This window comes from Chloroflexia bacterium SDU3-3 (genome assembly GCA_009268125.1).
Taxonomy (GTDB): domain Bacteria; phylum Chloroflexota; class Chloroflexia; order Chloroflexales; family Roseiflexaceae; genus SDU3-3.
Map to the genome: position 1 here is coordinate 134,698 of WBOU01000002.1, position 24,675 is coordinate 159,372.

A 24,675-nucleotide genomic window follows, 5' to 3' on the forward strand; every position below is an offset into this window, starting at 1 on the left:
CGAAGGCGCGAAGAGGGGGAAACGGGATTCGCTATCAGGATGGCGGTTCCTCTTGGTTAGTGGGTGTTGCCCTGCGCGGGCGGCGGCTAGGGGCCAGCCCCTAATAACCCCGCGATAGGGCGATGCCCCCTCCGAACCCCCAATTCTAGGCGTGCCCGCGCTGTCCGCAGGCCGCTGGTGTTGGTGCATATGGCCAGCAAAACATCAGCGACACCTTCGCCACATGGGCCGGGTGGGGAAGGTTGGTCATGTCTAAGGGCTTACCCCTTTTGTCCCCTTAGTGTCTTGGAGTCTTGGTGGTAACAGGTTCCTTTTTATCCGCTTCAAGCCTTCGCGTCTTCGTGGTGAAAAGCTAGGCCGCCGCGCAGCGCATCCAGCCCGAAGGCCAGGGCCAGCGACACCACCAGCGCGGCGGCGGCTCGCAGCGCCGCATCCAGCAGCAGCGCGCGGGTGCCCGGGGTGGCCGTGGGCGGGCTAGGCGGGTCGAGCGTGCCGATGTTCACGCCGGGGTGCTCAGGCGACCAGGTGGGGTCGCCCCAGTAGCGCAGCCCATTGGCGCGCAGCAGGTCGAGCGCGGCCTGCACGGTGGCCTGGGCGGCCTGGGGCTGGCTGGCCGTGGCCGCCACCGTCACGATCTTGCCGTCGGTGCTGCCGTGCAGCGCGCCGGGGGCCAGGCCCTGGGGCTGGAGCGCCGCCGCCACATCGCCGCCAAACGCCGCGCTGGCGATGATCGTAGGGATGTCGAGCGCCACCGTGTCCTCGTTGGCCCATGTCACACCTGCGGTGCTGCGCTCGTCGGCGATGCCGCGCGAGACCAGCACCCGTGCGGATGAGGTGTAGCTTTTGGGCCGCGCCGCGCCCGCGCCCAGGCTGGCCAGGGCCACCAGGATGGGCAGGCCCAGCACCAGCGGCCAGCGCCGCAGCAGCACGCTCCAGATCTGTGGGATGGTCATATCTTGCCCTGCGGCGCGAGCACGGGGGCTGGCTGCCGCGCTAGGTTGCGGTCATCTCTTCGATCAGGGCCATGAGCCGCCTGCGGAAGACCTCGCGGCCAAAGCCCTCGGCGTGGCGGCGGATGGCGCGCGCATCGTAGGTGTCGGTGCGCGACGCGGCCACGGCGGCGGCCAGGGCGGCGGCGGTGGGCTGGTGGAAGAACCGCCCGGTGCGCTCGGGGATCACGGTGTCCAGCGCGCCGCCTGCAGCGTAGGCGATCACCGGGCGACCGGCGGCCATGGCCTCCAGCGGGGTGATGCCGAAATCCTCCTCGCCGGGGAAGATGAAGGCGCGGCAGCGCGAGAACAGGCTTAGGCGCTCCTCCTCGCTCACGTGGCCCACAAAGCGGATGTTCGGCCCGCTGGCCGCCTCCAGCGCGGCGCGGTCGCGGCCCTCGCCGAAGATCACCAGCGGCAGCTTCAGCGCGCTGAAGGCCTGCACCACCAGGTCGAGCCGCTTGTAGGGGATGAGCCGCCCGCCCGCCAGGTAGAAGTCCTCTGGCTCGCGCTCCTCGTAGGGCGCGATCTCCACCGGCGGCGGGATGACCACCGAGTCGCGGTCGTAGTAGCGGCGGATGCGCGCCGCCACCTCGTGCGAGTTGGCCACGAAGGTGTCGACCCGCTTGGCGCTCATCACATCCCACACCCGCACGCTGGTGAGCACCACCGAGAGCACGCCGCGCTGGGGCGCGCTCATCTGCTCGCGCTCGACGTAGGAGCTGGTGCGCCACGCGAAGCGCATGGGCGTGTGGCAGTAGCAGATGTGCTTGGCGTGCGGCGCGGGGATGATACCCTTGGCGAAGGCGCTAGAGCTGCTGAGGATGAGGTCGTACTCGCTCAGGTCGAAGCTCTCGAAGGCGCTGGGGTAGAGCGGCATATAGTGGCGGAAGAACTTCCGCCAGCCCGGCAGCCCCTGCATCCACGATGTGCGGATGTCCCAGGAGCGGTAGAAGTCGGGCATGGTCGACTCGTCGTAGATCGAGGTGTAGATCGGCGCGTCGGGGAACATCTCGTGGATGGCCTCAAGCACGCGCTCCGCGCCGCCGTACTGGTTGAGGTAGTCGTGGACGATTGCGACGCGCATACGCCTCGGCGAGGGAGCCACAGGCAGATGGAGCAGCCCGCCCTGGCGCTCGATGGCTCCACGATCAGTTGTGTAGTGCGGCAGGTGCCGCAGGGGCGTCTCGGCCCGTGTTTCCATGCAGGTGCGCTAGATTTGCGTCTATATAATAATGTTATGTTGCTTAATCCGGCGCATTATAGCAGGGCTAGGCTATACGTGCAATGTAGCGCAGCTGATGCGGAGGTGGTATGCGGGGGCGTGCGGCGCAAAAAAAGGCACCTGGGCGCTGCGCCGCAGTGCCTCTTTCCCCGATGGCGGTTTGGCCTACTTGGGGAAGCCCAGCCCGCGCTCGCGCAGGCTCACGAAGCGGCCCGCGCCGATCACCAGGTGGTCGAGCACATCCACATCGAGCAGCTGGCCGGCGTCGTAGATCTGGCGGGTCACCAGCACATCCTCGGGGCTGGGGGTGGGGTCGCCGCTGGGGTGGTTGTGCACGATGATCACGGCGCAGGCGTTCAGCTTCAGGGCCTCCTTGAAGACCTCGCCCACGCGGATCATGGCGCTGTTCAGGCTACCGACGTAGACGGTGTGGACTTTCTGGACGCGGTTTTTGGTGTCTAGCGCGATGGCGCGCAGGTGCTCCTGATCCAGGTGGCTCATCTCCATCTGCATCAGCTGGGCCACATCGGTGGGCGACTTGATCTGGAAGCGCTGGCCATGGGATGCCAGCAGCAGCCTGCGCCCGATCTCCAGGCATGCCTTGAGCGTGGCGGTCTTGGCCTCGCCGAGGCCGTGGTAGCCGCACAGGCTCTCGAAGTCGGCCTGCACCAGCCCGGCCCAGCCGCCGTGGTCGGCCAGCAGCTGCTGCGAGAGCTGGAGCACGTTCTGGCCCTGCACGCCCACGCGCAGCAGGATGGCCAGCAGCTCGGCGTCGCTCAGGGCCTGCGGGCCGTGCTTGCGCAGGCGCTCGCGCGGCAGCTCGCTTGGGGGTAGATCGCTCATGCGCAGCATGTAGTCGCCCATGGTTCCCTCGCTGTGTGATGCGTGTTTCGACACCACTATGCTACCGCAGGCCGCTAGGCATGGTTACGAGGGATGATGCTACAGTTTCTTGTGGTGGTAGCGCAATCCTATGTGAAGTGCGCAGCACAAGCATAGGCCTAATGGGAAAGGATGATGAAAGATGGCATTCTCAGATGAAGCGGATGGGTGCGATAAACAAAAGAACCCACGTTGGACGGGAGAAAGCGAAAATCGATGCGTGATTGTGCTTACGCGGAAAGATAGCGAAATACTGGCTAGAGCATTTTTATGCAAAGATATGTCAAATCAGGCATTTGCTGCAGCATTTACCCGGTATGGTAAAGATGTCATTAATCGCTCATAATCGGCCCGACTGGTTGCAGCCTCGATGATGATGGTTCTTCGTGGGTAGTGGGTGGATGCCCATGGCGGGGTTCCAAGGGTTCCACGCCCTTGGAACCCCGCCATGGGCATCACCCCTCAACAGGTGTCACTTTTCCCGTCGGCGCTGGGCGTTTTTTCTTTCAGCGATGGCATTGGTCGATGTTTGGTGGGTGGATGCCCTGCGCGGGCGGCGCCTAGGGGCCAGCCCCTAGGAACCCCGCGAGGGGGCGTAGCCCCCTTCGAAACCCCCAATGTTGGGCGTTCCCGTGCTGTTTTCCTGGCGGCTGGTGTTCGTGCATATGGCCAGTTTGCATGAGCGACACCTTCGCCGCATGGGCCGGGTGGGTAAGGTGGAGCGGCGATCTTGGCTCATGTGCAATGTAGGCGAAGTACTTGTTTTCAGCATTGTTTGCAGCTAACAATGTGGGGAATGGTTTGGTATATGGTTTTGTTCTGTACCCTATCTACGCCCCTGCGCCGCTCAGCCGGGCGATCTGCTCGGCGCTCAGGGCGAGGCTGGCGGCGGCCAGATTCTCGCGCAGCTGCTGGGCGTCGCTGGCGGCAATCACGGGGGTGGCGGCGGGCGAGCTGCGCAGCAGCCAGGCCAGCACCACCTGGCCGGGCGAAGCGCCCAGCTCCTGGGCCACCTGGGCCAGGGCGCGCAGGCGGGCCTGCGAGTCGGCGGTGGCGTACTCGGGGGGCAGGGGGCGGTCGGCGCGGGTGTAGGCCCCGCCCAGCAGCGGCGAGTAGGCCATGATCCGCATGTCGGGGTGGGCGCGGCAGTAGTCGAGCAGGTCGGCGTCGGCGCTCACCTGCAGGCCGAAGTCGGCGCTGGGGCTGGGGCGCAGGTAGGTGTGGCGCTGCTGCACGCAGCAGTAGGCGGCCCAGCCGTGGCGCTGGCAGAGCGCGCGGGCCTCGGCCAGCCGCCAGGCCCGCAGGTTGCTGCAGCCCACCGCGCGCACCTTGCCCGCGCGCACCAGGCGGTCGAATGCCTCCAGAGTCTCCTCCAGCGGCGTGTCGCGGTCGTCGATGTGGGCGTAGTACAGGTCGATGTAGTCGGTCTGCAGGCGGCTGAGGCTCTGCTCGACCTCGGCGATGATGGTCTTGGCGGCCAGGCCCTGGCGGCTCTCTAGCCCGCCGCCGGGCACCGTGGGCAGCGCGCCGACCTTGGTGGCCAGCACCACGCGCTGGCGTGCGCCGCGCTGGCGCATCCAGCGGCCCAGCAGCAGCTCGCTCTCGCCGCCCTGGCCGCCCTCGGCCCAGAAGGCGTAGTTGTTGGCGGTGTCGAGAAGATCCCCTCCCGCGCCCACAAACTGGTCGAGCAGGTCGAACGACGTGCGCTCGGGCGTCCTGGTGCCGAAGTACATGCAGCCCAGGCTCAGCTCGCTAGCCTCCACCCCCGTCGTACCCAGTGCGATCTTCCTCATAGTTGTGCCCCTGTTCTTCGCCCGCAGCCTGCAGCCGCTCGCCCCAGGCGCGGTAGTGCGCCAGCTTGGCGTCGAGCAGGCCGAGCGTGTGCTGGATGATGTCGATCTGGCGGTGGAGCGCCTGCCGGTGGGCTTCGAGGATCGCCACCCGCTGCGGGATGGTGTGCGCGCCCTGCCGCACCAGCGCGGTAAACCGCTGCATGTCGGCTATCGGCATATCGCTCTCGCGCATGTGCAGGATGAGCGTGATCCACTCCATGTCGGCCTCGGTGTAGCGCCGGTGGCCGCTGTCGGCTCGCCCCACCGGGTCGAGCAGGCCGATGCGCTCGTAGTAGCGCAGGGTGTGGACGCTCAGGCCAGTGCGCAGCGCCACCTGCTGGATGGTTAGCTCGGTGTCCATCGCTGTTGCTCCGTCGCCATAGCGGCAGTCTACAAGTTAGAGTTCACTCGAAGTCAAGGGGCATTGTGGCGCGTGGCCCCAGCCGCAGGCCGGGGCCACATGGGGCGTGGGCTAGGCATTCACCCCGGCGAACAGGTCGCGCTCGCGCGGGCCGCCAGCCCAGGCCGGCACCACGCGGGTGAAGCTCTCGCCCGCGTAGATCTGGCTGCGCACTGGGGCGGGCAGCCTGCCCAGCACGCCGCGCCCGCTGGTCTGGCTGGCGTGGGCGTCCCAGGCCTTTTCCTTCTGGGCCAGGAAGGCCGCGCTGTTCACCCTGGTGGTGGTGGGGGTGATCTCGCCCGCGATCTTGGTCAGGTCGACATCCTGGTTGGTGCCGAAGCGGCGCGGGTCGCGGCCAAAGAGCGGCATGATCCGGATGGCGGCGCGGATGAAGCCAGCGCCGAAGGTGGAGTAGTAGAGCTTCTGGGGCTGCCACGGCTCCAGCCCGGTGGCCACCTGCTCGGGGTAGAGCGTGGGGTTGGCGGCGGCCTGAAAGGCGGCCACGGTGGCGCGGTGGGCCATGATGTGGTCGGGGTGGCCGTAGCCGCCGTAGGGGTTGAAGGTGAGCACCACCTGGGGCCGCAGCGCGCGGATGAGGCCCACCACCTGCCCGGCGGCGCGCTGGATGTCGGCGTTGCAGTAGGCCAGCGGGTGCTGGTTGGCCTCGCTGCCCTGCATCCCCGAGTCGCGGTAGCCCAGGAAGTGGATGCTGCTGAGCTGGATGGCCTCGGCGGCGGCGCGTAGCTCGGCGGTGCGCCGCGCCGCGATGTCGGCGTAGCCCTCCAGCAGCTTGGGGTCCATCTCGCCGCACTCGCCGCGCGTGGCGCAGGCGTAGTGCACATCCACGCCCGCGCTGGTGTAGCGGGCGATCGTCCCGGCGTTGCCGAAGCTCTCGTCGTCGGGGTGGGCGTAGACGATCAGCATGCGGCGGGCGGCGGTGGGCGGCTTGTACCAGATCGACTCGTCGACGAGATCGGACAGGTTGGGGAATTCGTCGTTGGGCGGCTGTTGTGTCATTGTGCGTGTTCCTATAGAGCTGGCGTCGTTCCATCGGTGAGCAGCGCCGTGGCCTGCTGGATGATGGCGCGCAGGCGGGCGCGTTTGATGCGGTTCTGCGCGGTAGCAAGGGCGAACCATTTGACCCTGGCGATGTGCTCTTTCTTGCTGGGCTTGGGCCGCCCGCCGGTGGCCCGCACCAGATAGTACGTGACAATCTTTGTACGTGGCGAGCCGCCTTTTAGGATGGTGTAGCTGACCGCGCATAGCCGCTGCTCGGCGCTGCCGCTGATACCGGTCTCCTCGTGGATCTCGCGCAGCAGCGCGCCGCTGTGGGTCTCGCCCTGCTCGATGTGGCCCTTGGGCAGCGACCACAGGCCGCCCTCTTTTTTGATCAGCAGCAGCTCGATCTGGTTGCGGCGGTTTTTGCGGTAGACAACCCCGCCGACCGCCGCGACAGGTTCCCCGGAAAACGTTGGGCGTCTATCTTTCATAGAAATAGCCTCACGAAACCCCCGCTCTTTAGGCGGGGGAGGAATGAGGCTTTACCCACATTCCTCGCTTGTACAAGGTTCCAGCGTCGCCGCATTCAGCGGCGCGGGCCTCCAACGTTCACTAGAGTTTCTGGCACTCTAGGATGTACCGCCGTTCCGGACTTGAGCGTGACACCGTTCGCTTCGTACTGCCCGCGCTCCCATCGCTCCATCTCTACAGGTGTTTGCGGCGTGTCACGACCAATCAAGCGGCGAATGTCAGGGTGTTCCAGAATGAATGAGCGCGCACGCAAGTTGGCAATGTCGCTCGGCTTGCGCATGTCCATCCATTTTGTCGACCCTCGGAGTACATCGCGGGAATGCCCGAACGGTGGACATACCGCGAAAGAGAACCGGAAAACACAAGCCTCGTTTGTTTGCACATCGTGCGGGTTCGCTGGCCTCGCAGATGTGATCGCGGCGGGAATATTTCCCGCCGGGCGGCTGTAACCCCGCCATACGGCTCGCCAGACGGTACTGCTACCGGGCTGGCAGGGCCAAAGCCTGCGGCTTAAGCCGTGGGTTGTTTACAGCCTCACCGTGGTATAATGCGCCAGCATTTCGGCCCCTGGAATGATCGGTGGCAATGCTGGGCTGCTGGCCGCTCGTTGGGATGGCCTGCTCCCTCTACTGTACCGCCTCGCATCCGTAGATGAAATTGAGGTTTTGCATGAAGCGACTGACCATCGCGCTTATGGTCCTGGCCGTGCTCGCGGCCTTCTTGGCACCTGCCTACGCTGCGGCCCCGGAGACGCAGCGGGCGCTGGCGTATCAGATCATTATAAAGCTTGCGCCCAACACCGCGCTGACGGGCGACGCGCGCGCCCAGGGGCTGGGCACTGGGCCGCTGGGCCTGGCGCTGCGGGCGGTGGGGGCCACCCAGGCCGAGGACATCGGCGGCTCGACCTACCGCGTGCGCTTTAGCGCTTCCACGCCGGTGGGCGTGATCGCTTCGCGGATCGCGGCTGTGCCTGGCGTGATCTACGCCCAGCCCAACTATGAGCGCAGCATGCTGCGCTCCACCAACGACCCCATGCTCGGCCAGCAGTGGCACCTCGACACCATCCAGGCCCCCGCCGCCTGGGATGTGACGGTGGGCGAGGGCATGACGGTGGCGCTGCTCGACACCGGCGTGTCGTTTTCGCACCCCGACCTGAAGGACCGCGTGCGCGGCGGATACGACCTGGTGAACGACGACCCCGACCCCGACGACGATGAGGGCCACGGCACCCATGTGGGCGGCATCGTGGCCGCCGACGGCGACAACGGCGAGGGCGTGGCGGGCATCTGCTGGCGCTGCACCCTGCTGCCGATCAAGGTGCTGGGCGCGCGCGGTCGCGGCGACGATGCGACCGTGGCCTACGGCATCCGGCTGGCGGTGGACCAGGGCGCGCGCGTGATCGGCATGAGCCTGGGCGGCCCCGAGGATACCCAGGCCCTGCGCGACGCGGTGGACTACGCCACCTCGCGCAATGTGCTGATCGTGGCGGCCTCGGGCAACGATGGCACCCGTGGCACCTCGGCCAGCTACCCGGCGGCCTACCCCAGCGTCATGGCGGTGTCGGCCACCGATAGGCAGGACAACGTCACCTGGTTCTCGACCACGGGCGACTTTGTAGATATCGCCGCGCCCGGATCGAACATCCTCAGCACGTTCTGGTCGAAGGATCGCGGTAACACCTATGTGTCGGCCAGTGGCACATCCGAGGCCACGCCGCTGGTGGTGGGGGCCGCCGCGCTGGTGCTTTCGCTGCGCCCCGAGCTGACCGCGCCGCAGATGGCCCAGATCTTGGAGGCGACCGCCGACGACATCGACGCGCCAGGGGTGGACCCGCAGAGCGGCCACGGGCGGCTGAATGTGGCCCGCGCTGTGCAGCTGGCCAGCGCCCCCGACGCGCTCTCGCGCTCGGTCATCCAGGGCCAGGTCAGCGGCGCTGCGCCCGACCAGATCACCGTGGCGCTGAGCACCGGCCAGGAGACCCGCCCCGACGGCAATGGCAACTACCGCTTCGAGGCCCTGCCCGCAGGTACCTACACGGTCACCGCGCGCCTGCCCGATGGCACGCAGACCGCCCAGCAGGTGTTTGTCAGCGGCACGCCGATCAGCGTGGCCACCATCAACCTGAGCTTCGGCGGCGCTCCGGCGGGCGCGGCCTCGGCTGCCGGGGCCTTCGCGCCCGTGGCGCAGCCCAGCGACCCCAGCGTGGCCTTCTTCGCCGAGACCGGCCATACCCTGCGCGGCACCTTCCGCAGCTACTGGCAGGCCAACGGCGGCCTGGCGGTGTTCGGTATGCCGCTCAGCGAGGAGCTGACCGAGCGCGGCAGCGATGGCCGCGACTACACCGTGCAGTACTTCGAGCGCAACCGCTTCGAGCTGCACCCCGAGAGCGCGCCGCCCTACAATGTGCAGCTTGGCCGCCTGGGCGACGACATCCTGAAGCTGAGTGGCCGCGACTGGTTCAGCTTCGCCAAGGGCGGCGAGCAGCCCGGCTGCCGCTACTTCGCCGAGACCGGCCATAGCCTCTGCGGGGCCTTCCTAGAGTACTGGAGCAGCCACGGCCTTGAGCTGGATGGCCGACGCGGCAAGACCGCCGCCGAGAGCCTGGCGCTGTTCGGCATGCCGCTCTCCGAGCCGCAGCTTGAGACCTTCCCCGATGGGCGCAGCTATGTGGTGCAGTGGTTTGAGCGCGTGCGGATGGAAGACCACGGCGCAGATGGCGTGCTGCTTGGCCTGCTTGGCCGCGAGGTTGTCGAGAAGCGCTAGCCGCCGCAGCAGCTAGCAGAAGAACGGCTGGTGGAAAACGGTAGGGTCGCCGCTTGCGGCGGCCCTACCGTTCGTCATTGGCTAGGCGAACTCGCGCTCGGCCACGCTCTGGCGGTAGCTGCGGCCATCGAAGCGGATGCGCTCGGCGTTGGCCATGGCGGCGGCGCGGGCCTCGGCCAGCGTGCTGCCCAGCGTCACCACCGTCACCGGCTGGCCGCCGGTGATCCGCGCCTCGCTGCTGGCGGTGCTGGCGCTGGCCCCGAAGCCAAAACCGCCGAGGAACCCGCCGCCGCCCATGCTCACCTGCGGGCGCTCGGTGTCGCTGTGGAACAGCAGCACGCCCTGGGCCAGATCCTCGGCACCCTGGATGGTGCCGCCGGATGCGAAGTAGTTGGGGTAGCCCCGCGCGAACAGCCCCAGCCCCACGCTGGCCTGCGGCGAAAAGCGCGGCGCTGGCATGTCGTGCAGGCGCTGGGTGATGGCGGCCTGCAGCAGCGGCAGCAGGTCATCCTCCAGCCGAGGCAGCAGCACCTCGGCCTCGCCGCGGTGGAAGGTGGTGCGCAGCCCGGTGAGCTTGGGGCCATCGGCCCCGATGATGCAGTCGATGCTCAGCAGCCCCCAGTAGGGCAGCCCATCCTTGGCCAGGCTCTCGACGATCGGCTGGATGAGCTTCTGGTGCATATAGTCGCCCAGCATGCTGGCGTACTTCGAGTGGTTGGTGTGCGCGCCGATGCCGGGCGCGTGCATCCCCGCGTCGCGCTCATCCACGCGGTCGTAGATGCGGGTGGGCAGCAGCGGCAGCGAGGTGCGCCCGTCGGTGAGCGCCGAAAACACCACGCGCGGCCCGTGTATGAACGACTCGACCACCACGCCCGCGTTGTCGCCCTGCAGCGGCCTAGCCTTGAACAGCTCGTGCAGCCCGGCGATGGCGGCGTAGCGGTCGTCGAAGACCTGCTCGCCTAGGGTCGGGTTGTCGGCCTTGATGATCACCGGCATGGGCTGGGTGGCCAGAAAGCGCTCGGCGGTGTCGAGGTTGTCGAAGGGCCGCCCGGGCGGCGTGGGCAGCTTGTGGCGCAGCATGAAGGCCTTGGTGGCGCAGCGGCTGTAGGCCATGGTGGCCGCGCGCTGCGAGGGGCCGCACACGTTCACGCCCAGCGACACGGCCTCATCCACCAGGCCCAGCTGCAGCGGCAGGCCGTAGCTGGGGATGACCATGCCGATCGACTCGTCGAAGGCCCAGCGCGCGATCCCCGCGATGTCGCTTGGCTCGAAGTCGGGGGTGCTGGCCAGCGGCGCGGTGCCGCCGTTGCCGGGCGCGCAGGAGATCTCGCCCGCCGTCGGGCTGTTGAAGAGCTTCCACGTCAGCGCGTGGGCGCGGCTGTCATTGCCAAGGATGAGAAGTTTCATGGCTGGTAGGTATGCGCAAAAGGGCTGCTCCAGAGCTGGCTCGTTGGGCGTAGGCCATACAGCTTGTTTCGTCGGCGCTTGCGACCACAACACCTAGCTAGAATTATACCATGCCGTTTTTATCGGGGGCGGTGTGCTATACTTTCCTCTGCCTGGGCGCAACTTCTGCCCCGCACCACGCGTACAATATGCAGAGCCAGAAGGCCTACGCGCCGCTGGCAGTTTGTTTCCGCACGAGCATGCCAATGGGGCATGCCCTCGCACCCTCCAAGGAGTTGCTATGGCCGGGGAGGTCACGCTACGAACCGAGCTTGCGCGACCGCAGCTCGCCGTCACGAATACGCCGCAGGTCGCCTACCTGCTGCTGGATGTGCAGCCCGCCGCCGTGATGGCGCAGGTGCGCATGCCGGTGAGCGTCGCTTTTGTGCTCGACCACAGCGGCTCGATGAAGGGCGAGAAGATCGACCGCGTGCGCCGCGCCACCGCCCGCGCCGTCGATGCGCTCGATCAGCAGGATGTGCTCTCGATCGTGATCTTCGACCACCGCGTGGATGTGCTGGTGCCCGCCACCCACGTCACCAACCGCCGCGCCATCCAGGATGCCATCACCCGCATCCGCGACGCGGGCGGCACCAAGATCGCCCCCGGCGTCGAGCGCGGCCTGCGCGAGGTCAGCGCCGCCGGGCCGAATGCCATCCGCCGCATGGTGCTGCTGACCGACGGCCAGACCGAGAACGAGAGCGAGTGCCTGCTGCGCGCCGACGACGCGGGCCGCATGGGCGTGCCGATCACTGCGCTGGGCGTGGGCAAGGATTGGAACGAGGATCTGCTGATCGATATGGCCAATCGCTCGGGCGGCACCGCCGACTACATCGACCACCCCGACAAGATCACCGAGTACTTCCAGAATACGGTGCAGCGCGCCCAGGCCACGGCGGTGCAGAACGCCAATCTGACGCTGCGCTTCGTGCAGGGCATCACGCCCCGCGCGGTCTGGCAGGTCATCCCGCTGATCTCTAACCTGGGCTACCGCCCGATCTCCGACCGCGATATCGGCGTGCCGCTGGGCGAGCTGGAGACTGGCGGCGGGCGCACGCTGCTGGTCGAGCTGCTGGTGGACCCGCGCCCAGCAGGGCAGTATCGCATCGGCCAGATCGAGGCCACCTACGATGTGCCGGCCATGGGCGTACGCTCCGAGCGCACCCGCAGCGATGTGATGCTCAGCTTCTCGGCGGACCCAGCCCAGACATCCCAGGTCAACCCCAAGGTGATGAACATCGTCGAGAAGGTCAGCGCCTTCAAGCTGCAGACCCGCGCCCTGCAGGATCTGCAGTCGGGCGATGTGGCTGGGGCCACCCAGAAGCTGCAGAGCGCCGTCACCCGCCTGCTCAGCCAGGGCGAGCTAGATCTGGCCAATACCATGCAGCAGGAGATCACCAACCTGCAGCAGACCGGCCAGATTTCCAGCGAGGGCCAGAAGACCATGAAGTTCGGCACGCGCAAGACGGTGCGCCTGAGCGACCGCGATGTGCCTGACGATCTGAAGTCGTAACCACGCCCGCGCTCTCGGCGCGCTGAAAAAAAGAGCGTAAAGGTTAAGAGATAGGCCATGTCTCTTAATCTTTACGCTCTTTCGTGCTACTGACCTGCCTGGTCATTTTCCCCGTCCCCATGCCTTGCGCATGTGCCCCGCTCTTCCCGTGATGCAACTATATCTAGCGGGGTTATGCACATTATCCACAAAATGTGGAAAGAACGAGTGATCCTCGCCTCTTTTACAGCTTGCGCCCATCCTACCCTCAGTCGTTTTCTTCCACCCGCTGTCGCCCTTTTCGCGCCGCGTTGCGCAGTTCGGGCGAGAATGCTACACTAGGCCGCATGCGAGAGACTGTCGGCGTCATCATTGTTTCTTTTAACACATGCGCCCTGCTGCGCGAGTGCCTGGCCTCGCTGCGCGGGTGCGGCCTGCCGCTGCGCACCCTGGTGGTGGACAACGGCTCGCGCGATGGCTCGCAGGCCATGGTGCGCGCCGAGTTCTCCGAGGTCGATCTGATCGAGCCGGGGCGCAACCTGGGCTTCGGCGCGGCCAACAACCTGGGCCTCCGCCAGCTCTACGGCGGCCAGCCCGCCCACGCAGGCCCCGCGCTGCTGCTCAACTCCGACACGGTGGTGCACCCCGGCGCGATCGAGGCGCTGGCCGATTTTCTGGCCCAGCACCCGCGCGTGGGCGTGGTCGGCCCGCGCCTGCTCAACCCCGATGGCTCGCTGCAGCACGCCGCCTTCCGCTTCCCCACGCTCTCCCTGACCGCGCTCGATCTCTTCCCGCCCGGCGAGGCGCTGCCCGGTCGGCTCTACGGCTCGTGGTGGCATGGCCGCTACGCCCAGGAGATCGCGGGCGCTGCGCCCTTCCCGATCGACCACCCGCTGGGCGCGTGCATGCTGGTGCGCGCCGAGGCCCTGGCCGAGGTCGGCGGCTTCGACGAGGACTTCTTCATGTACGCCGAGGAGGTGGAGCTGTGCCACCGCATCCGCGCGGCAGGCTGGTCGATCTGGCAGCAGCCTGCGGCCCAGGTGACACATGTGGGCGGCGCATCCACCTCGCAGCTGCGCTCGCAGATGCAGATCGCCCTGTGGGAGAGCCGCCTGCGCCTGTTCCGCAAGCGCTACCCGCGCCGCGCCCTGGCCGCGCACCGCGCCCTGCTGCGCGTGGGCATGCTGCGCGCCGCCCTGCTGGCATGGGCCGCCTTCGCCCGCCGCCAGATCTCGCGCCGCGACCTGCGCGAGCGCCTCTACACCTGCGGGCGCATCGCCCAGCTGAGGTAGCCCCATGAGCATCGCCGTCGCTATCATCGCCCGCGACGAGGCCCGCCACATCGGCGCGGCCCTGGCCAGCGTGGCCGCCCTGGCCGACGAGCTGCTGGTGCTGCTCGACGACCGCACAGCCGACGACACCGCCGCCATCGCCATTGCCGCCGGTGCCACCGTGGCCGTCGAGCCGTGGCGCGGCTTCGCGGCCCAGCGCAACCGTGCGCTCGACCTGTGCCGCAGCGAGTGGGTGCTGTTCCTGGATGCCGACGAGCGCGTCAGCCCCGAGCTGGCGGCGGAGATCTTGGCCATGGTGGGGCCGGGCGGGCAGTCCAGCCCCGCCGTGGCGGGCTACTGGCTGCCGCGCCACAACCAGTTCTTTGGCCGCGTGGTGCGCGGCGGCGGCTGGTACCCCGACCACCAGCTGCGCCTGCTGCGCCGCGCCCAGGCCCGCTACGACACCGACATGCACGTGCACGAGTACGCCCAGCTGGCTGGCGAGGCCGCCTTTCTGCATGGCCACCTGCTGCATATCAACATCGAGCGCGCCGACGAGTTCTGGCGCAAGCAGACATCCTACGCCATCCACGAGGCCCAGTCGCTCTACCGCGCCGGGCGGCGGGCGCGCTGGCGTAACTTCGTGGGCGCGCCCGCCCGCGAGCTGGTGCGGCGCTACCTGCGGCTGGGCGGCTGGCGCGATGGCTGGCTGGGCCTGGCCCTGTGCGGCAGCCTGGCCTACTTCGAGCTGGTGAAGTTTGCCCATCTGCGCGGCCTCCAGCGCATCCTGCGCGGCTAGCCCCGTTCTGCCGAAAGAAGCACCCCTATGAGCGAGCTTGCGATCATCATTGTTTCGTGGAATACCCGCGATCTGCTGCAGCGCTGCATCGAGCACGTGCATAGCTCGCTAGCCGGCGCGGGGCTGCCCTACCGCGTGGTGGTGGTGGATAACGCCTCGCACGATGGCACGCCTGCCATGCTGCGCGCCGAGCACCCCGACGTGGTGCTGATCGAGCCGGGGCGCAACCTGGGCTTCGCGGGCGGCAACAACCTGGCGCTGCGCTGGCTGCTGGGCATGCCGCTGCCCGCCGAGCTATCCATCCAGCCCGAGAACGCACAGCCCGGCCAGCCGCAGTGGCTGCTGCTGCTCAACCCCGACACCGAGCCGCTGGCCGATGCCCTGCCCCAGCTGGTGCGCTATATCCAGGCCCACCCCGATGTGGCCGCCGTCGGCCCGCGCCTGCTCAACCCCGACGGCTCGACCCAGCCCTCCCGCCGCCGCTTCCCCGACGCGGGCGTGTTCTTTCTGGAGAGCACGCCGCTGGAGCAGCTTTTCCCCCACAACCGCTGGGCCGCCCGCTACCGTATGGAGGGTACGCCCGACGACGCCGAGCAGGATGTCGACTGGCTGGTGGGCGCGGCGCTGCTGGTGCGCCGCAGCGCGGTGGAGCGCGCGGGCCTGCTGGATGCGGGCTTCGCCATGTACTCCGAGGAGCTAGAGTGGCAGCTGCGCCTGCGCCGCGCGGGCCGCGTGGTCTACCTCCCCGCCGCCCAGATTACCCACTACGAGGGCAAGAGCAGCGAGCAGGTGCCCGCCCGCCGCCTCATCCACTTTCAGCAGAGCCGCCTGCGCTATGTGCGCATGGTCTTCGGTCCCATCCACGCCCTGCCGCTGTGGGCCACCCTGGTGGCGCTCTACAGCGCCCAGCTCGCCACCGAGGCCGCCAAGTGGCTGCTGGGCCACAAGCGCCCGCTGCGCGCCCAGCGCGTGGCCGTCTACCGCCAGGTGCTGGCTGGCCTGCTGGCCGGGCCAGAGGCCGAGACCTTCACGCAGCGCCCACGCTAGCCAGCAACGATAGGAAAAAACAGCCCAGCCTTGTGCCGCGCGGCCTCGTCGCTGCGTGCGGATTATGGCCAGCCGCCTATGTGAGGCACCTTCGCTGGATGGGCGAGGCCGGTGGTGGAACGATCCGCCATGGTGGTGGAACGATCCGCCGTGGTGGTGGAACGATCCGCCGTGGTGGTGGAACGATCCGCCGTGGTGGTGGAACGATCCGCCGTGGTGGTGGAGCATATGTACAAGCGAAAAGAGCGAACCTGGCGTTCGCCCGCTGCGCCTACAAGGGCGCAGCGCATAAAAGCCCGAAACCCGAAGAGGAGCGAACCAATGGCAGCAGAATGGCCCGAGACCCTAGAGCTAACCATCGACGCGATGGCGCAGGGCGGCGATGGCGTGGGGCGGTGGCAGGGCCGCGTGGTGTTTGTCGAGGGCGGCCTGCCCGGCGAGCAGGTGCTGGTGCGTCTGCGCGAGCGCCGCGAGGCCTACGCGCGCGGCGAGGTGTCCCAGGTGCTGGTGGCCGCGCCCGAGCGCATCGCCCCGCGCGACCCTCAGGCCGACCACATGCCCTGGCAGCACATCGAGCACGCCGCCCAGCTGCGCTTCAAGCGCCAGATCCTGACCGAGCAGCTGGCCAAGATCGGCGGCCTGGCCGACGCGCCCGTGGCCGAGATCGTGCCCGCCTCGCAGCCATGGGGCTACCGCAGCTCGGCGCGGCTGCATGTGCGCGGCGGGCGGCTGGGCTACTTCCACGCGGGCACCCGCGAGCTGCGGCACTTCGCGGGCGACCCGCTGCTGCTGCCCGCGCTTGGCCGCGCCCTGGAGGCACTGGCCGGCCTGATCGATGAGGATGACGGCGTGGAGGAGGTGGCGCTGCGGGCCAGCGAGGCCAACGGCTACGCCGTGGCGGCCCTGCGCGGGCGCGGCGACCTGCGGCCCCTGGCGCGGCTGTGGATGCAGCGCGCCCCGCAGGTGGCCGGGGTCAGCCTGCCCGGCGGCGCGGTGGGCAACGTCGAGCTTTCCGAGGAGGTGGGCGGCATCTCGTTCCTGCTGCGCCCCGAGTCGTTCTTCCAGGTGAACAGCGCCGCCGCCGAGGTGCTGCTGCGGCTGGTGCGCCAGGGCCTGGCCATGCAGGGCGGCGAGCGCCTGATCGACCTCTACTGCGGTGTCGGCACCTTCGCGCTGCCGCTGGCCGGGCGCGCATCCGCCGTGATCGGCATCGAGGAGGCCGAGGGGGCCGTGCGCGACGCCGAGCGCAGCGCCGAGGCCAACGGCGTGGCCAACGTGCGCTTCTTCGCGGGCACCGCCGAGCGCCTGCTGTCCACTGTCAAGGAGCAGGCCGACGCGCTCGTGCTCGACCCGCCCCGGCGCGGCTGCCACCCCCAGGCCCTGGCCCAGGTGCTGCGCATCGCCCCGGCGCGGGTGGTCTACGTCTCGTGCCACCCCGGCACCCTGGCCCGCGACCTCAAGATCCTAGTCGAGGGCGGCTACCATGTCGAGCAGGTCACGCCGGTCGACCTCTTCCCCCAGACCCCCCACATCGAGAGCGTGACGGTGCTGACCCGCGCCTAGCGCCGCCGCGCTGGCCTGCCGCCGGGCTGCATCGGCGGCAGGCCAGGAATGCGCTCAGCGCCTGCGCTGCATCGCCTCCTGCACGGTTGCGTGCAGCATGCCGAAGTCGATCGGCTTGTAGAGCGCCTCGTCGAACCCGGCGCGGATGATGTCGGCGGCCACGTTCACGCGGGCGTAGGCCGTGAGCGCCAGGATGGGGGTCGACGCGAAGCTCGGATCGGTGCGGAGATAGCGAACCGCATCCAGGCCGCTCATAAACGGCATCTGGATGTCCATCAGGATAATATCGGGCTGATGACGCTTGGCCAGATCGATGCCAGCTTTTCCATCGTTGGCAAGGTAGATGGTGAACCCCTGCCGTTCAAAAAAGATCCGGAGGAGCTGGCGGATATCCGGCTCGTCATCGACGACAAGCATTGTATATGTGCCCATACATGTCCTTGCTTCAGCGTTGTGTTACAGTGTCACCGGCGGGATGGAATGGAAGTTGCTTTCGTTTGCGCTACAGCACATACAGGGCCATTAGTTTGCGGCCGTGCCCAGAGTCGGCCACGGTGGAGCGGTGCTACAATGTGGCGAACTGCCGGTTTGGTCGGCGCTGAACACCAGCGCGGTGTCTACTGCCGCATGTCGTAGCGGCGGAAGGCGTGGCGTGGCCCCAGAACATTGCGCCGCTGCAATGCCTGCCATGTATGGATGCGCCAAGATTTGCTGCCCGAGGGGCACGGCAGCCGCACCGGGCCATGGCCGCCGGGGGCAGGCCGCCCGCCGCAGGCCGCTGGCCAGCGCAGGCGGCTGACACAGACGAGTACGGAGCGCATCGTTTGTGGGCCTATTATAACGTTATTTTTGACAGAGCAGAAGACCGACTCTGCGCCTGTCAGGGCCGTGGGCCCCTGGATCGGCTGGGTGAGATACCGCGCTTGGATGGCCTAGGCAGCCGGGCGCGCGGCCCCACAAAGAAGATCGGGTAGCGGGCTGCCGCCGGGCGGATGACAATGTTTTCTCGTTTCGAATCGAGCAGCAAAGCGAGGAGGTGGCGGTGATCGGGTTGCTGAAAAAACAACGGCTGCTCACAGAGCAGCAGGATGCCCTGCTGGCCCAGGTGCGGGCGCAGCTGGTGGATCTGCATGGTGCGCTGGCCCGCTTCGGGGCCGACGTGGCCCCCAGCGACACGCGCGCGCTGGATGAGACCATCGAGCAGCTGGAAAGCCTGTTCATGCTGGTGATCGCGGGCGAGTTCAACTCGGGCAAGTCCAGCTTCATCAACGCGCTGGTGGGCGAGAAGATCGTGCGCGAGGGCGTCACCCCCACCACCGACCGCATCACGCTGCTGCGCTACGGCCCCGAGTCGCACGAGCAGGTGCTCTCCGAGTTCTTGGCCGAGTACAGCTTCCCCGCCGAGGTGCTCAAGCAGATCGTGCTGGTCGACACCCCCGGCACCAACGCGATCGTGCGCCGCCACGAGGAGCTGACCCGCGAGTTCATCCCCCGCTCCGATCTGGTGCTGTTCGTCACATCCGCCGACCGCCCCTTCACCGAGAGCGAGCGCGCCTTCCTGGCCACCATCCAGGAGTGGGGCAAGAAGGTGATCATCATCCTGAACAAGGTCGACCTGCTGGAGCCGGATGACTTGGCCCAGGTGATCGAATTCATCCAGGAGAACGCCCGCGACCTGCTGGGCGCGACCCCGCAGATCTTCCCGATTTCGGCGCGGCTGGCCCAGCGCAGCCGCCAGAGCGAGGACGCCGCCGCATGGGGCGCGAGCCGCTTCGAGGCCGTCGAGCGCTACGTGATCGACCAGCTGGATGAGGAGGAGCGCATCCGGCTCAAGCTGCTTTCGCCGATCGGCGTGGCCCAGCGGCTGGGCAGCAAGTACCTGCAGGTGGTGGAGGGGCGGCTGGCCACCCTGCAGGGCGACGTGGGCGCGCTGGAAAATATCGAGCGCCAGCTGGAGCTGTTCCGCGAGGATCTGACCAACGACTTTCGCTACCACCTGACCGAGGTCGACAAGATCCTGGCCGACCTAGAGCTGCGCGGCAACAGCTTCTTCGACGAGACCCTGCGGCTCACCAACATCCGCCAGCTCATCCACACCGAGCAGGTGCGCGAGGCCTTTGAGGACGAGGTGCTGGCCGATGTGCCCCAGCAGATCGATGCGCGCCTGCACGCGCTGATCGACTGGATGATCGAGAAGAACTTGCGGCTGTGGCAGTCGGTGATGGACTATCTGCAGCGCAACCGCGTGCCGCACCATCAGGAGCACATCATCGGCGAGGTGGGCGGCAGCTTCGAGTACAACCGCGCGGCGCTGCTGGATGCGGTGGCCACCCGCACCCAGCAGGTGGTGAACAGCTACGATAGCCAGGCCGAGGCCGCCGCGCTGGAGGATGGCGTGCGCGGTGCGCTGGCCGCCACTGCCCTGGTCGAGGTGGGGGCTATTGGCTTAGGCGCGTTGCTGATCGCGGTGCTCCATGGGGCGCTGCTCGATTTTACCGGCGTGTTTGCCGCTGGTATCGTTGGTGTGGTTGGTATCTTCGTTATCCCCACCAAGCGCCGCCAGGTCAAGCAGCAGTTCCACGAGAAGATCGGTGAGCTGCGCGAGCGCATCCACGAGACCATGCAGGCCCAGTTCGATAGCGAGCTGGACAAGATGATCGAGCGGCTGCGCGAGGCGATCATGCCCTACACGCGCTTCATCCGCAGCCAGCGCGAGCAGCTGCTCAACACCCAGCGCGAGCTTTCCGATGTGGATGTGGAGCTGGGCCGCATCCGCGCCAAGCTGAAATAGGCCCAGCGGACTGGGGCGATCCGGGTGCCCTGCGCGTGCGGCTCCTCGGGGCTAGCCCGCACATGGTGTCATGTTTATGAGCGGGGCTGGGCTTTTTCCATAAGCGTTGGCGGTGGTAGGTGGTTGGTGGGTGGATGCCCTACGCGGGCGGCGCCTAGGGGCCAGCCCCTAGGAACCCCGCGAGGGGGTGTCAGCCCCTTCGAAACCCCCAATGTTCGGCGTTCCTATGTCGTTTCCTGGCGGCTAATGTTCGTGCATATGGCCATCAAAACATTATTGGCACCTTCGCCGCATGGGCCGGGTGAGAGGGGGTATTGTGACCATTGCTGTCATTGACACCCCACACAATGGTGGCAATGCGTTCCCACGAGTGTAGGGGCGGGTCTTGTGCCCGCCCCATCGCCATGCGCCGCAGGCATCGGATTCGAAATCCGATGCCTGCGGCGCATGGCGATGCGTGCGATCGTTCATCGCACGGTATCCGATGATGCCGGTGCCTCCGGCGCGGGATGGCCCAAGGCCCGCCCATAGGGTGATGATGACATGGGTGGCGTGGCAGCACCTATCGTGTCTTCGTGGTTTTTGTTTCCTTGGTGTCTTGGTGGTAAGAACGCTCTGCTGAGCGCGTTGCCTGCTTCATGGTATCATCTTCTCGGCGACGGAAAGCCGCACGAGAGGGGGACCTATACCATGCAACCAAGCGGGATCGTGACGCTCACAACCGATTTTGGTAGCTCCGATAGCTATGTTGGCATCATGAAAGGTGTGATTCTGGGTGTGAATCGCGCCGCGCAGATGGTGGATATCACCCACGAGATCAGGCCGCAGAACATCCAGCAGACTGCCTATATGGTGCAGACGTTCTACCGCTTTTTCCCGCAGGGCACGGTGCATGTGATCGTGGTGGACCCTGGCGTGGGCAGCGAGCGCCAGGCCATCGCGCTGCAGACGCCCGAGGCCACGTTTGTGGCCCCCGACAACGGCGTGCTCACCTACGCCTACCGCGAGGCCCTGGCGCGCTGGGGTGCCGAGCAGGTGCGGGTACATGCGCTCACCGAGCCGCGCTTCTGGCTGCCCGATGTGAGTCGTACCTTCCACGGGCGCGATGTGTTCGCCCCGGTGGCCGCCCACCTCTCCAGAGGCGTGGGCGTCGAGCAGCTGGGGCCGCAGCTGGCTGGCCTGCACGAGGCCCAGCTCGATGAGCCATCGGTGGACTGGCGCGGCGCGCTGGTGGGCCAGATCATCCACGTGGATCACTTTGGCAACTACATCACCAATATCTGCCCGCAGCACATCGCGCAGTCGGGCCTTGGCCAGAAGTTCGCCATCGAGATCCTGGATGAGCGGATCACCAAGATCTGCGACACCTACGCCGAGGGCGAGGTGGGCGTGCTGATTGCGCTGTTCGGCAGCAGCGGCAGGCTGGAGCTGTCGGTGCGCAACGGCAGCGCGGCGCATCTGCTGGGCGTGGGCGTGGGCGATAATGTGAAGGTCTGGCCTGCGTAGTTGGGCACATGGGCTAGTCGGCTGCGGCAATGGTGCCGCCCGACAACTGCTGTCAATCTACGGTGTGATGTAGCACTATTTTTCCTCTCGCTCTCATCTTCTGGCCCGCGTGGCTATGGTATACTGGTTCCCCAACGTTATCCCTATGTCAAGGAACCTGGCGTGCCATTTCGAACTCCTCGTCTGACCCATACCCTTTTTGCAGCCGCTCTGCCGCTTACCCTCTTTATGGGCATGCTGCACAGCCCCGGGCTGATAGATTCGGCAGGCGTGCCTGGGCCGCAGTCGGTGCTGGCCTTCCCGCCCACCCTCACCGCATCGCCCATCCCGCCCACCGCCACGCTCACCCCCACGCCCACCATCACGCCCTTCCCCTCGGCCCAGCCCACCCCCGACCCGGCCCAGCCCACGGCGCAGCCGCGCAGCGGGGTGCGCATCGGCCTGCAGGCGGGGCACTGGAAGTCCAGCGAGCTGCCCGACGAGCTGGCGCGGCTGCGCACTTCCACCGGCACATCCGCCGGGGGCGTGCGCGAGGTCGACCTGAATCTGGCCGTGGCCCAGCGTGTGGCCGAGATGCTGCGCACCCGTGGGATCGAGGTGGATGTGCTGCCCGCCACGGTGCCGCCCAGCTATCTGGCCGATGCCTTCGTGGCCATCCACGCCGATGGGTCGAGCAGCACCAAGCCCAGCGGCTACAAGGCCAGCGCGCCGTGGCGCGCATCCCCGGCCTCGCAGCACCTGCTAGAGGCGATGATCGCCGAGTACGGCACCGCCACCAAGCTGAAGCAGGATGGCGCGATCACCATGAACATGCGCGGCTACTTCGCCTTTAACTGGATGCGCCACACCCACGCGGTGGCGAAGACCACGCCCGCGATCATCCTGGAGATGGGCTTCTTGACCAATGCATCCGACCGCAGCTTCATGGTCAACCGCCAGGATCGGGTGGCGGTGGGCATTGCCAATGGCATCATCCGCTACCTGAACGAGCGCAATGCCAACGACCTCGCGGCCCTGCAGCCGCCCGAGTTCAAGACCAAGCGCCCGGCCTCGGCGGATGGCGTGCTGGTGCGCGCCTCGCCCTCGGATACGGCCAAGGTGATCTACGAGGCGAGCGCGAACACGCGGCTGTTCCCCTTCCAGGAGCGCGATGGCTGGCTTCAGGTGGTGGTGCGCGGCGCGGGCAACGTGGTGGGCTGGGTGCGCGGCGACCAGCTGGTGGACAGCACCGACCCAGCGCCCACGCCGCCGCCCGCATCCGACACCTAGCGCGCCCCGAGGCTCGGCACTGCGCCGGGCCTCTTTTGTGCAAAGGTACCCCATGCGCGAGATTTTGCTGCAGCTGGATGAGGAAGATCTGCCGCCGGTGGTCGAGCACCAGCCGGTGGAGTTTGTGGCCGCCCCGCCCGGCGAGGGCACGCTAGAGCTGGCGGTGGATGGGCTGGCGCTGGAGCCGTTTCTGCGCCCCGGCGATGCGCACTGGCGCTGGCGCTGGAACCCCGGCGCGGCGGCTGGCCTGCACACCGTGGCGCTGCGCGGCGCGGGCGGCGCGCGCACTTGGGTGCTGCGGGCCGAGCCGCGCAAGATCGACCAGGAGCGCTACGCCGCGCTGATCGACGACCTGCAGCAGGTGGGCTACGGGCTGGTGGCCTCGCTGGGCGGCAGCGCCGCCGAGGGCGCGGCGGGCCAGCCCCAGCCCGCCGAGAGCCTGCTCGACGCCTACTATGCCGCCATCCTCGGCCAGCTGCCCGCCTTCGAGCGCGCCGTGCGCCAGGTGGCGGCGCGCCCGCACGAGCTGCTGGCACCCCAGGGCCAGCGCGGGCCGCTCGACCTGGCCCGCCAGGTGGATCCCGCCGCCCTGGCCCGCATGGCCGAGGGCGCGCTCGACCCCGCGCCCCCCGGCGTGGCCGACACCCTGCAGCAGGCGCTGCGCCCCGGCGGCGGCATGCTGCCGCGCGAGGTCGAGCAGCCCGCCCCTAGCCCCACGCTCGATATCTACGAGCACCGCCTGCTGGGCCACCTGCTTGGCCTGCTGCTGCTGCGCACGCGCCAGATCCACGCCCTGGCCGAGGGCGGGCTGCAGCGCGTGGGCCAGCTGCCCACGGCCCGCGCCGCACGCCTGCGCGAGATCGCCCAGTCCAGCGCCGCCGCCGAGCGCAGCCTGCGCGGCTTGCGCGCCCTGCCGCTGCTGGATGCGGTCGGCCCGCTGACGAGCTTCCACGGCCCCACCGCGCTGCTGCAGCGCGACCCACGCTACCGCACGATCTACCAGATGTGGCAGGCCCTGCGCCAGCAGCCCGCGTTTTCATTCCAAAGCCCGCTGCTCAGCATCCCGATCGCCGATCTGCCCCAGCTGTACGAGTCGTGGTGCGCGCTGCAGGTGGCCGCCGCACTGCTGGCGGCAGGCGGCGAGGTGCGCTCGCAGCGGCTGGTGCGCCCCGCCGCCGATGGCGATGCGCTGGCCACCGTGGGACTGGCCACCGACGCGCCGCTGCTGGTGATCGCGCGCGGCGACGCCGAGCTGCGCCTGCGCTACCAGCCGCGCTATCGCCCCGGCGCGGGCGCAGTGCGGCTGCGCTCGCTCGATCGCCACACCCGCACGCCCGACCTTGCCATCGAGGTCTGGCGCGCCGGGGCCGCGCCGCAGGTGCTGGTGCTGGATGCCAAGTATCGGCTGGATGACGACGGGCGCGGCGTGCCCCAGGATGCCCTGGCCGAGGCCTACGCCTACCGTGGGGCTATCGGCTACGGCGGGGCGGGGGCGGTGCGCCGCGCGCTGCTGCTCTACCCTGGGGCGGCCAGCGAGCGGTACCCCAGCGGGGTGGGCGTGGTGGCCGCGCTGCCTGGCCAGCTGGGCGATCTGGCGGGCGCGCTGGCCGAGGCGCTTGGCGAGGGGTAGCAAAAAACCTGCGCTTGCGGCGCAGGTTTTGTGTGGTGGAGTAGAGGAGGTTCGAACTCCTGACCCCGACACTGCCAGTGTCGTGCTCTCCCAACTGAGCTACTACCCCATAGATTGTGTGTTGATGGTGGAGGTGAGGAGGTTCGAACTCCTGACCTCGACAGTGCGATTGTCGCGCTCTCCCAACTGAGCTACACCCCCTCAACGCGCGCTAGTATAGCATAGGGCCATGCCTTTGTC

At 67.9% G+C, this 24,675-nt stretch carries 20 protein-coding genes, 2 tRNA genes and 2 pseudogenes; 12 read left to right on the forward strand and 12 right to left on the reverse strand.

Features of this window, described 5'->3' with window-relative positions; all coding sequences use genetic code 11:
- Positions 1 to 502 precede the first annotated feature (502 nt).
- The 3 genes and pseudogenes from F8S13_03460 to F8S13_03470 all read right to left on the reverse strand — a co-directional run bounded on the left by F8S13_03460 (position 503) and on the right by F8S13_03470 (position 3,078).
- Positions 503 to 619: pseudogene (locus F8S13_03460) on the reverse strand (GcrA cell cycle regulator).
- Between the two features lie 374 nt (positions 620 to 993).
- On the reverse strand, positions 994 to 2,076 hold the full coding sequence (locus F8S13_03465; protein ID KAB8145241.1) for a glycosyltransferase family 4 protein: 1,083 nt from the start codon (positions 2,074 to 2,076) through the stop codon (positions 994 to 996).
- Positions 2,077 to 2,379: 303 nt separating this feature from the next.
- On the reverse strand, positions 2,380 to 3,078 hold the full coding sequence (locus F8S13_03470; GenBank protein KAB8144906.1) for a JAB domain-containing protein: 699 nt from the start codon (positions 3,076 to 3,078) through the stop codon (positions 2,380 to 2,382).
- Between the two features lie 160 nt (positions 3,079 to 3,238).
- Here F8S13_03470 and F8S13_03475 point away from each other — a divergent pair, with 160 nt between their 5' ends.
- The gene (locus F8S13_03475; protein KAB8144907.1) at positions 3,239 to 3,442 is read left to right on the forward strand and encodes a hypothetical protein; all 204 of its coding nucleotides are present in this window, start codon (positions 3,239 to 3,241) and stop codon (positions 3,440 to 3,442) included.
- Positions 3,443 to 3,926: 484 nt separating this feature from the next.
- On the opposite strand, the gene F8S13_03480 is transcribed toward F8S13_03475, so the two are convergent.
- The 4 genes from F8S13_03480 to F8S13_03495 all read right to left on the reverse strand — a co-directional run bounded on the left by F8S13_03480 (position 3,927) and on the right by F8S13_03495 (position 6,818).
- Complete coding sequence (locus F8S13_03480; GenBank protein KAB8144908.1) at positions 3,927 to 4,889, reverse strand: aldo/keto reductase; 963 nt, start codon at positions 4,887 to 4,889, stop codon at positions 3,927 to 3,929.
- The gene (locus tag F8S13_03485; GenBank protein ID KAB8144909.1) at positions 4,849 to 5,289 is read right to left on the reverse strand and encodes a MerR family transcriptional regulator; all 441 of its coding nucleotides are present in this window, start codon (positions 5,287 to 5,289) and stop codon (positions 4,849 to 4,851) included. The genes F8S13_03480 and F8S13_03485 overlap by 41 nt, the downstream gene beginning before the upstream one ends.
- A 111-nt stretch (positions 5,290 to 5,400) precedes the next feature.
- Positions 5,401 to 6,252, reverse strand: coding sequence for a GlcNAc-PI de-N-acetylase (locus tag F8S13_03490; protein ID KAB8145242.1), 852 nt, complete (start codon positions 6,250 to 6,252; stop codon positions 5,401 to 5,403).
- Between the two features lie 104 nt (positions 6,253 to 6,356).
- Positions 6,357 to 6,818: an NUDIX hydrolase gene (locus F8S13_03495; GenBank protein KAB8144910.1), complete on the reverse strand. Its 462-nt coding sequence runs from the start codon at positions 6,816 to 6,818 to the stop codon at positions 6,357 to 6,359.
- 318 nt (positions 6,819 to 7,136) lie between these two features.
- Here F8S13_03495 and F8S13_03500 point away from each other — a divergent pair.
- Positions 7,137 to 7,372 (forward strand): annotated as a pseudogene (locus F8S13_03500) (transposase).
- A gap of 155 nt (positions 7,373 to 7,527) precedes the next feature.
- Complete coding sequence (locus F8S13_03505) at positions 7,528 to 9,621, forward strand: S8 family serine peptidase (protein KAB8144911.1); 2,094 nt, start codon at positions 7,528 to 7,530, stop codon at positions 9,619 to 9,621.
- An 81-nt stretch (positions 9,622 to 9,702) separates the two neighbouring features.
- Here F8S13_03505 and F8S13_03510 read toward each other — a convergent pair whose 3' ends face one another.
- A complete protein-coding gene (locus F8S13_03510) occupies positions 9,703 to 11,028 on the reverse strand; it encodes a phosphoribosylamine--glycine ligase (protein ID KAB8144912.1) in 1,326 nt (441 codons plus the stop codon).
- 280 nt (positions 11,029 to 11,308) lie between these two features.
- Between F8S13_03510 and F8S13_03515 the strand changes: the two genes are divergently transcribed.
- The 5 genes from F8S13_03515 to rlmD all read left to right on the forward strand — a co-directional run bounded on the left by F8S13_03515 (position 11,309) and on the right by rlmD (position 17,239).
- On the forward strand, positions 11,309 to 12,580 hold the full coding sequence (locus F8S13_03515; GenBank protein KAB8144913.1) for a VWA domain-containing protein: 1,272 nt from the start codon (positions 11,309 to 11,311) through the stop codon (positions 12,578 to 12,580).
- A 326-nt stretch (positions 12,581 to 12,906) separates the two neighbouring features.
- Positions 12,907 to 13,851, forward strand: coding sequence for a glycosyltransferase family 2 protein (locus F8S13_03520; GenBank protein KAB8144914.1), 945 nt, complete (start codon positions 12,907 to 12,909; stop codon positions 13,849 to 13,851).
- A 4-nt stretch (positions 13,852 to 13,855) separates the two neighbouring features.
- Positions 13,856 to 14,629 carry a glycosyltransferase family 2 protein gene (locus F8S13_03525; GenBank protein ID KAB8144915.1) on the forward strand — a complete coding sequence of 258 codons (774 nt, stop codon included), beginning with the start codon at positions 13,856 to 13,858 and terminating at the stop codon, positions 14,627 to 14,629.
- Positions 14,630 to 14,656: 27 nt separating this feature from the next.
- The gene (locus tag F8S13_03530) at positions 14,657 to 15,676 is read left to right on the forward strand and encodes a glycosyltransferase family 2 protein (protein KAB8144916.1); all 1,020 of its coding nucleotides are present in this window, start codon (positions 14,657 to 14,659) and stop codon (positions 15,674 to 15,676) included.
- Between the two features lie 228 nt (positions 15,677 to 15,904).
- Positions 15,905 to 17,239, forward strand: coding sequence for a 23S rRNA (uracil(1939)-C(5))-methyltransferase RlmD (gene rlmD / locus F8S13_03535; protein KAB8145243.1), 1,335 nt, complete (start codon positions 15,905 to 15,907; stop codon positions 17,237 to 17,239).
- A gap of 54 nt (positions 17,240 to 17,293) precedes the next feature.
- Here the strand turns inward: rlmD and F8S13_03540 are convergent, their stop codons facing one another.
- Together F8S13_03540 and F8S13_03545 are read right to left on the reverse strand one after the other, a co-directional pair.
- On the reverse strand, positions 17,294 to 17,671 hold the full coding sequence (locus F8S13_03540; protein KAB8144917.1) for a response regulator: 378 nt from the start codon (positions 17,669 to 17,671) through the stop codon (positions 17,294 to 17,296).
- A 185-nt stretch (positions 17,672 to 17,856) separates the two neighbouring features.
- Positions 17,857 to 18,060, reverse strand: a complete 204-nt coding sequence (locus F8S13_03545) for a hypothetical protein (protein ID KAB8144918.1) — start codon at positions 18,058 to 18,060, stop codon at positions 17,857 to 17,859.
- A gap of 221 nt (positions 18,061 to 18,281) precedes the next feature.
- On the opposite strand from F8S13_03545, the gene F8S13_03550 reads away from it, so the two are divergent.
- The 4 genes from F8S13_03550 (at position 18,282) to F8S13_03565 (ending at position 24,435) form a co-directional block, all read left to right on the forward strand.
- Positions 18,282 to 20,030: a dynamin gene (locus F8S13_03550; GenBank protein KAB8144919.1), complete on the forward strand. Its 1,749-nt coding sequence runs from the start codon at positions 18,282 to 18,284 to the stop codon at positions 20,028 to 20,030.
- Positions 20,031 to 20,720: 690 nt separating this feature from the next.
- Positions 20,721 to 21,536 carry an SAM-dependent chlorinase/fluorinase gene (locus tag F8S13_03555; GenBank protein KAB8144920.1) on the forward strand — a complete coding sequence of 272 codons (816 nt, stop codon included), beginning with the start codon at positions 20,721 to 20,723 and terminating at the stop codon, positions 21,534 to 21,536.
- Positions 21,537 to 21,698: 162 nt separating this feature from the next.
- Positions 21,699 to 22,805: an N-acetylmuramoyl-L-alanine amidase gene (locus F8S13_03560; protein ID KAB8144921.1), complete on the forward strand. Its 1,107-nt coding sequence runs from the start codon at positions 21,699 to 21,701 to the stop codon at positions 22,803 to 22,805.
- Positions 22,687 to 24,435 (forward strand): DUF2357 domain-containing protein, encoded by a 1,749-nt coding sequence (locus F8S13_03565; GenBank protein ID KAB8144922.1) that lies wholly within the window; start codon positions 22,687 to 22,689, stop codon positions 24,433 to 24,435. Before F8S13_03560 ends, F8S13_03565 begins: the two co-directional genes overlap by 119 nt.
- A 33-nt stretch (positions 24,436 to 24,468) precedes the next feature.
- On the opposite strand, the gene F8S13_03570 is transcribed toward F8S13_03565, so the two are convergent.
- A tRNA-Ala gene (locus tag F8S13_03570) sits at positions 24,469 to 24,544 on the reverse strand.
- 16 nt (positions 24,545 to 24,560) lie between these two features.
- Positions 24,561 to 24,636: transfer RNA gene (locus F8S13_03575), tRNA-Ala, on the reverse strand.
- Between the last annotated feature and the right edge of the window lie 39 nt (positions 24,637 to 24,675).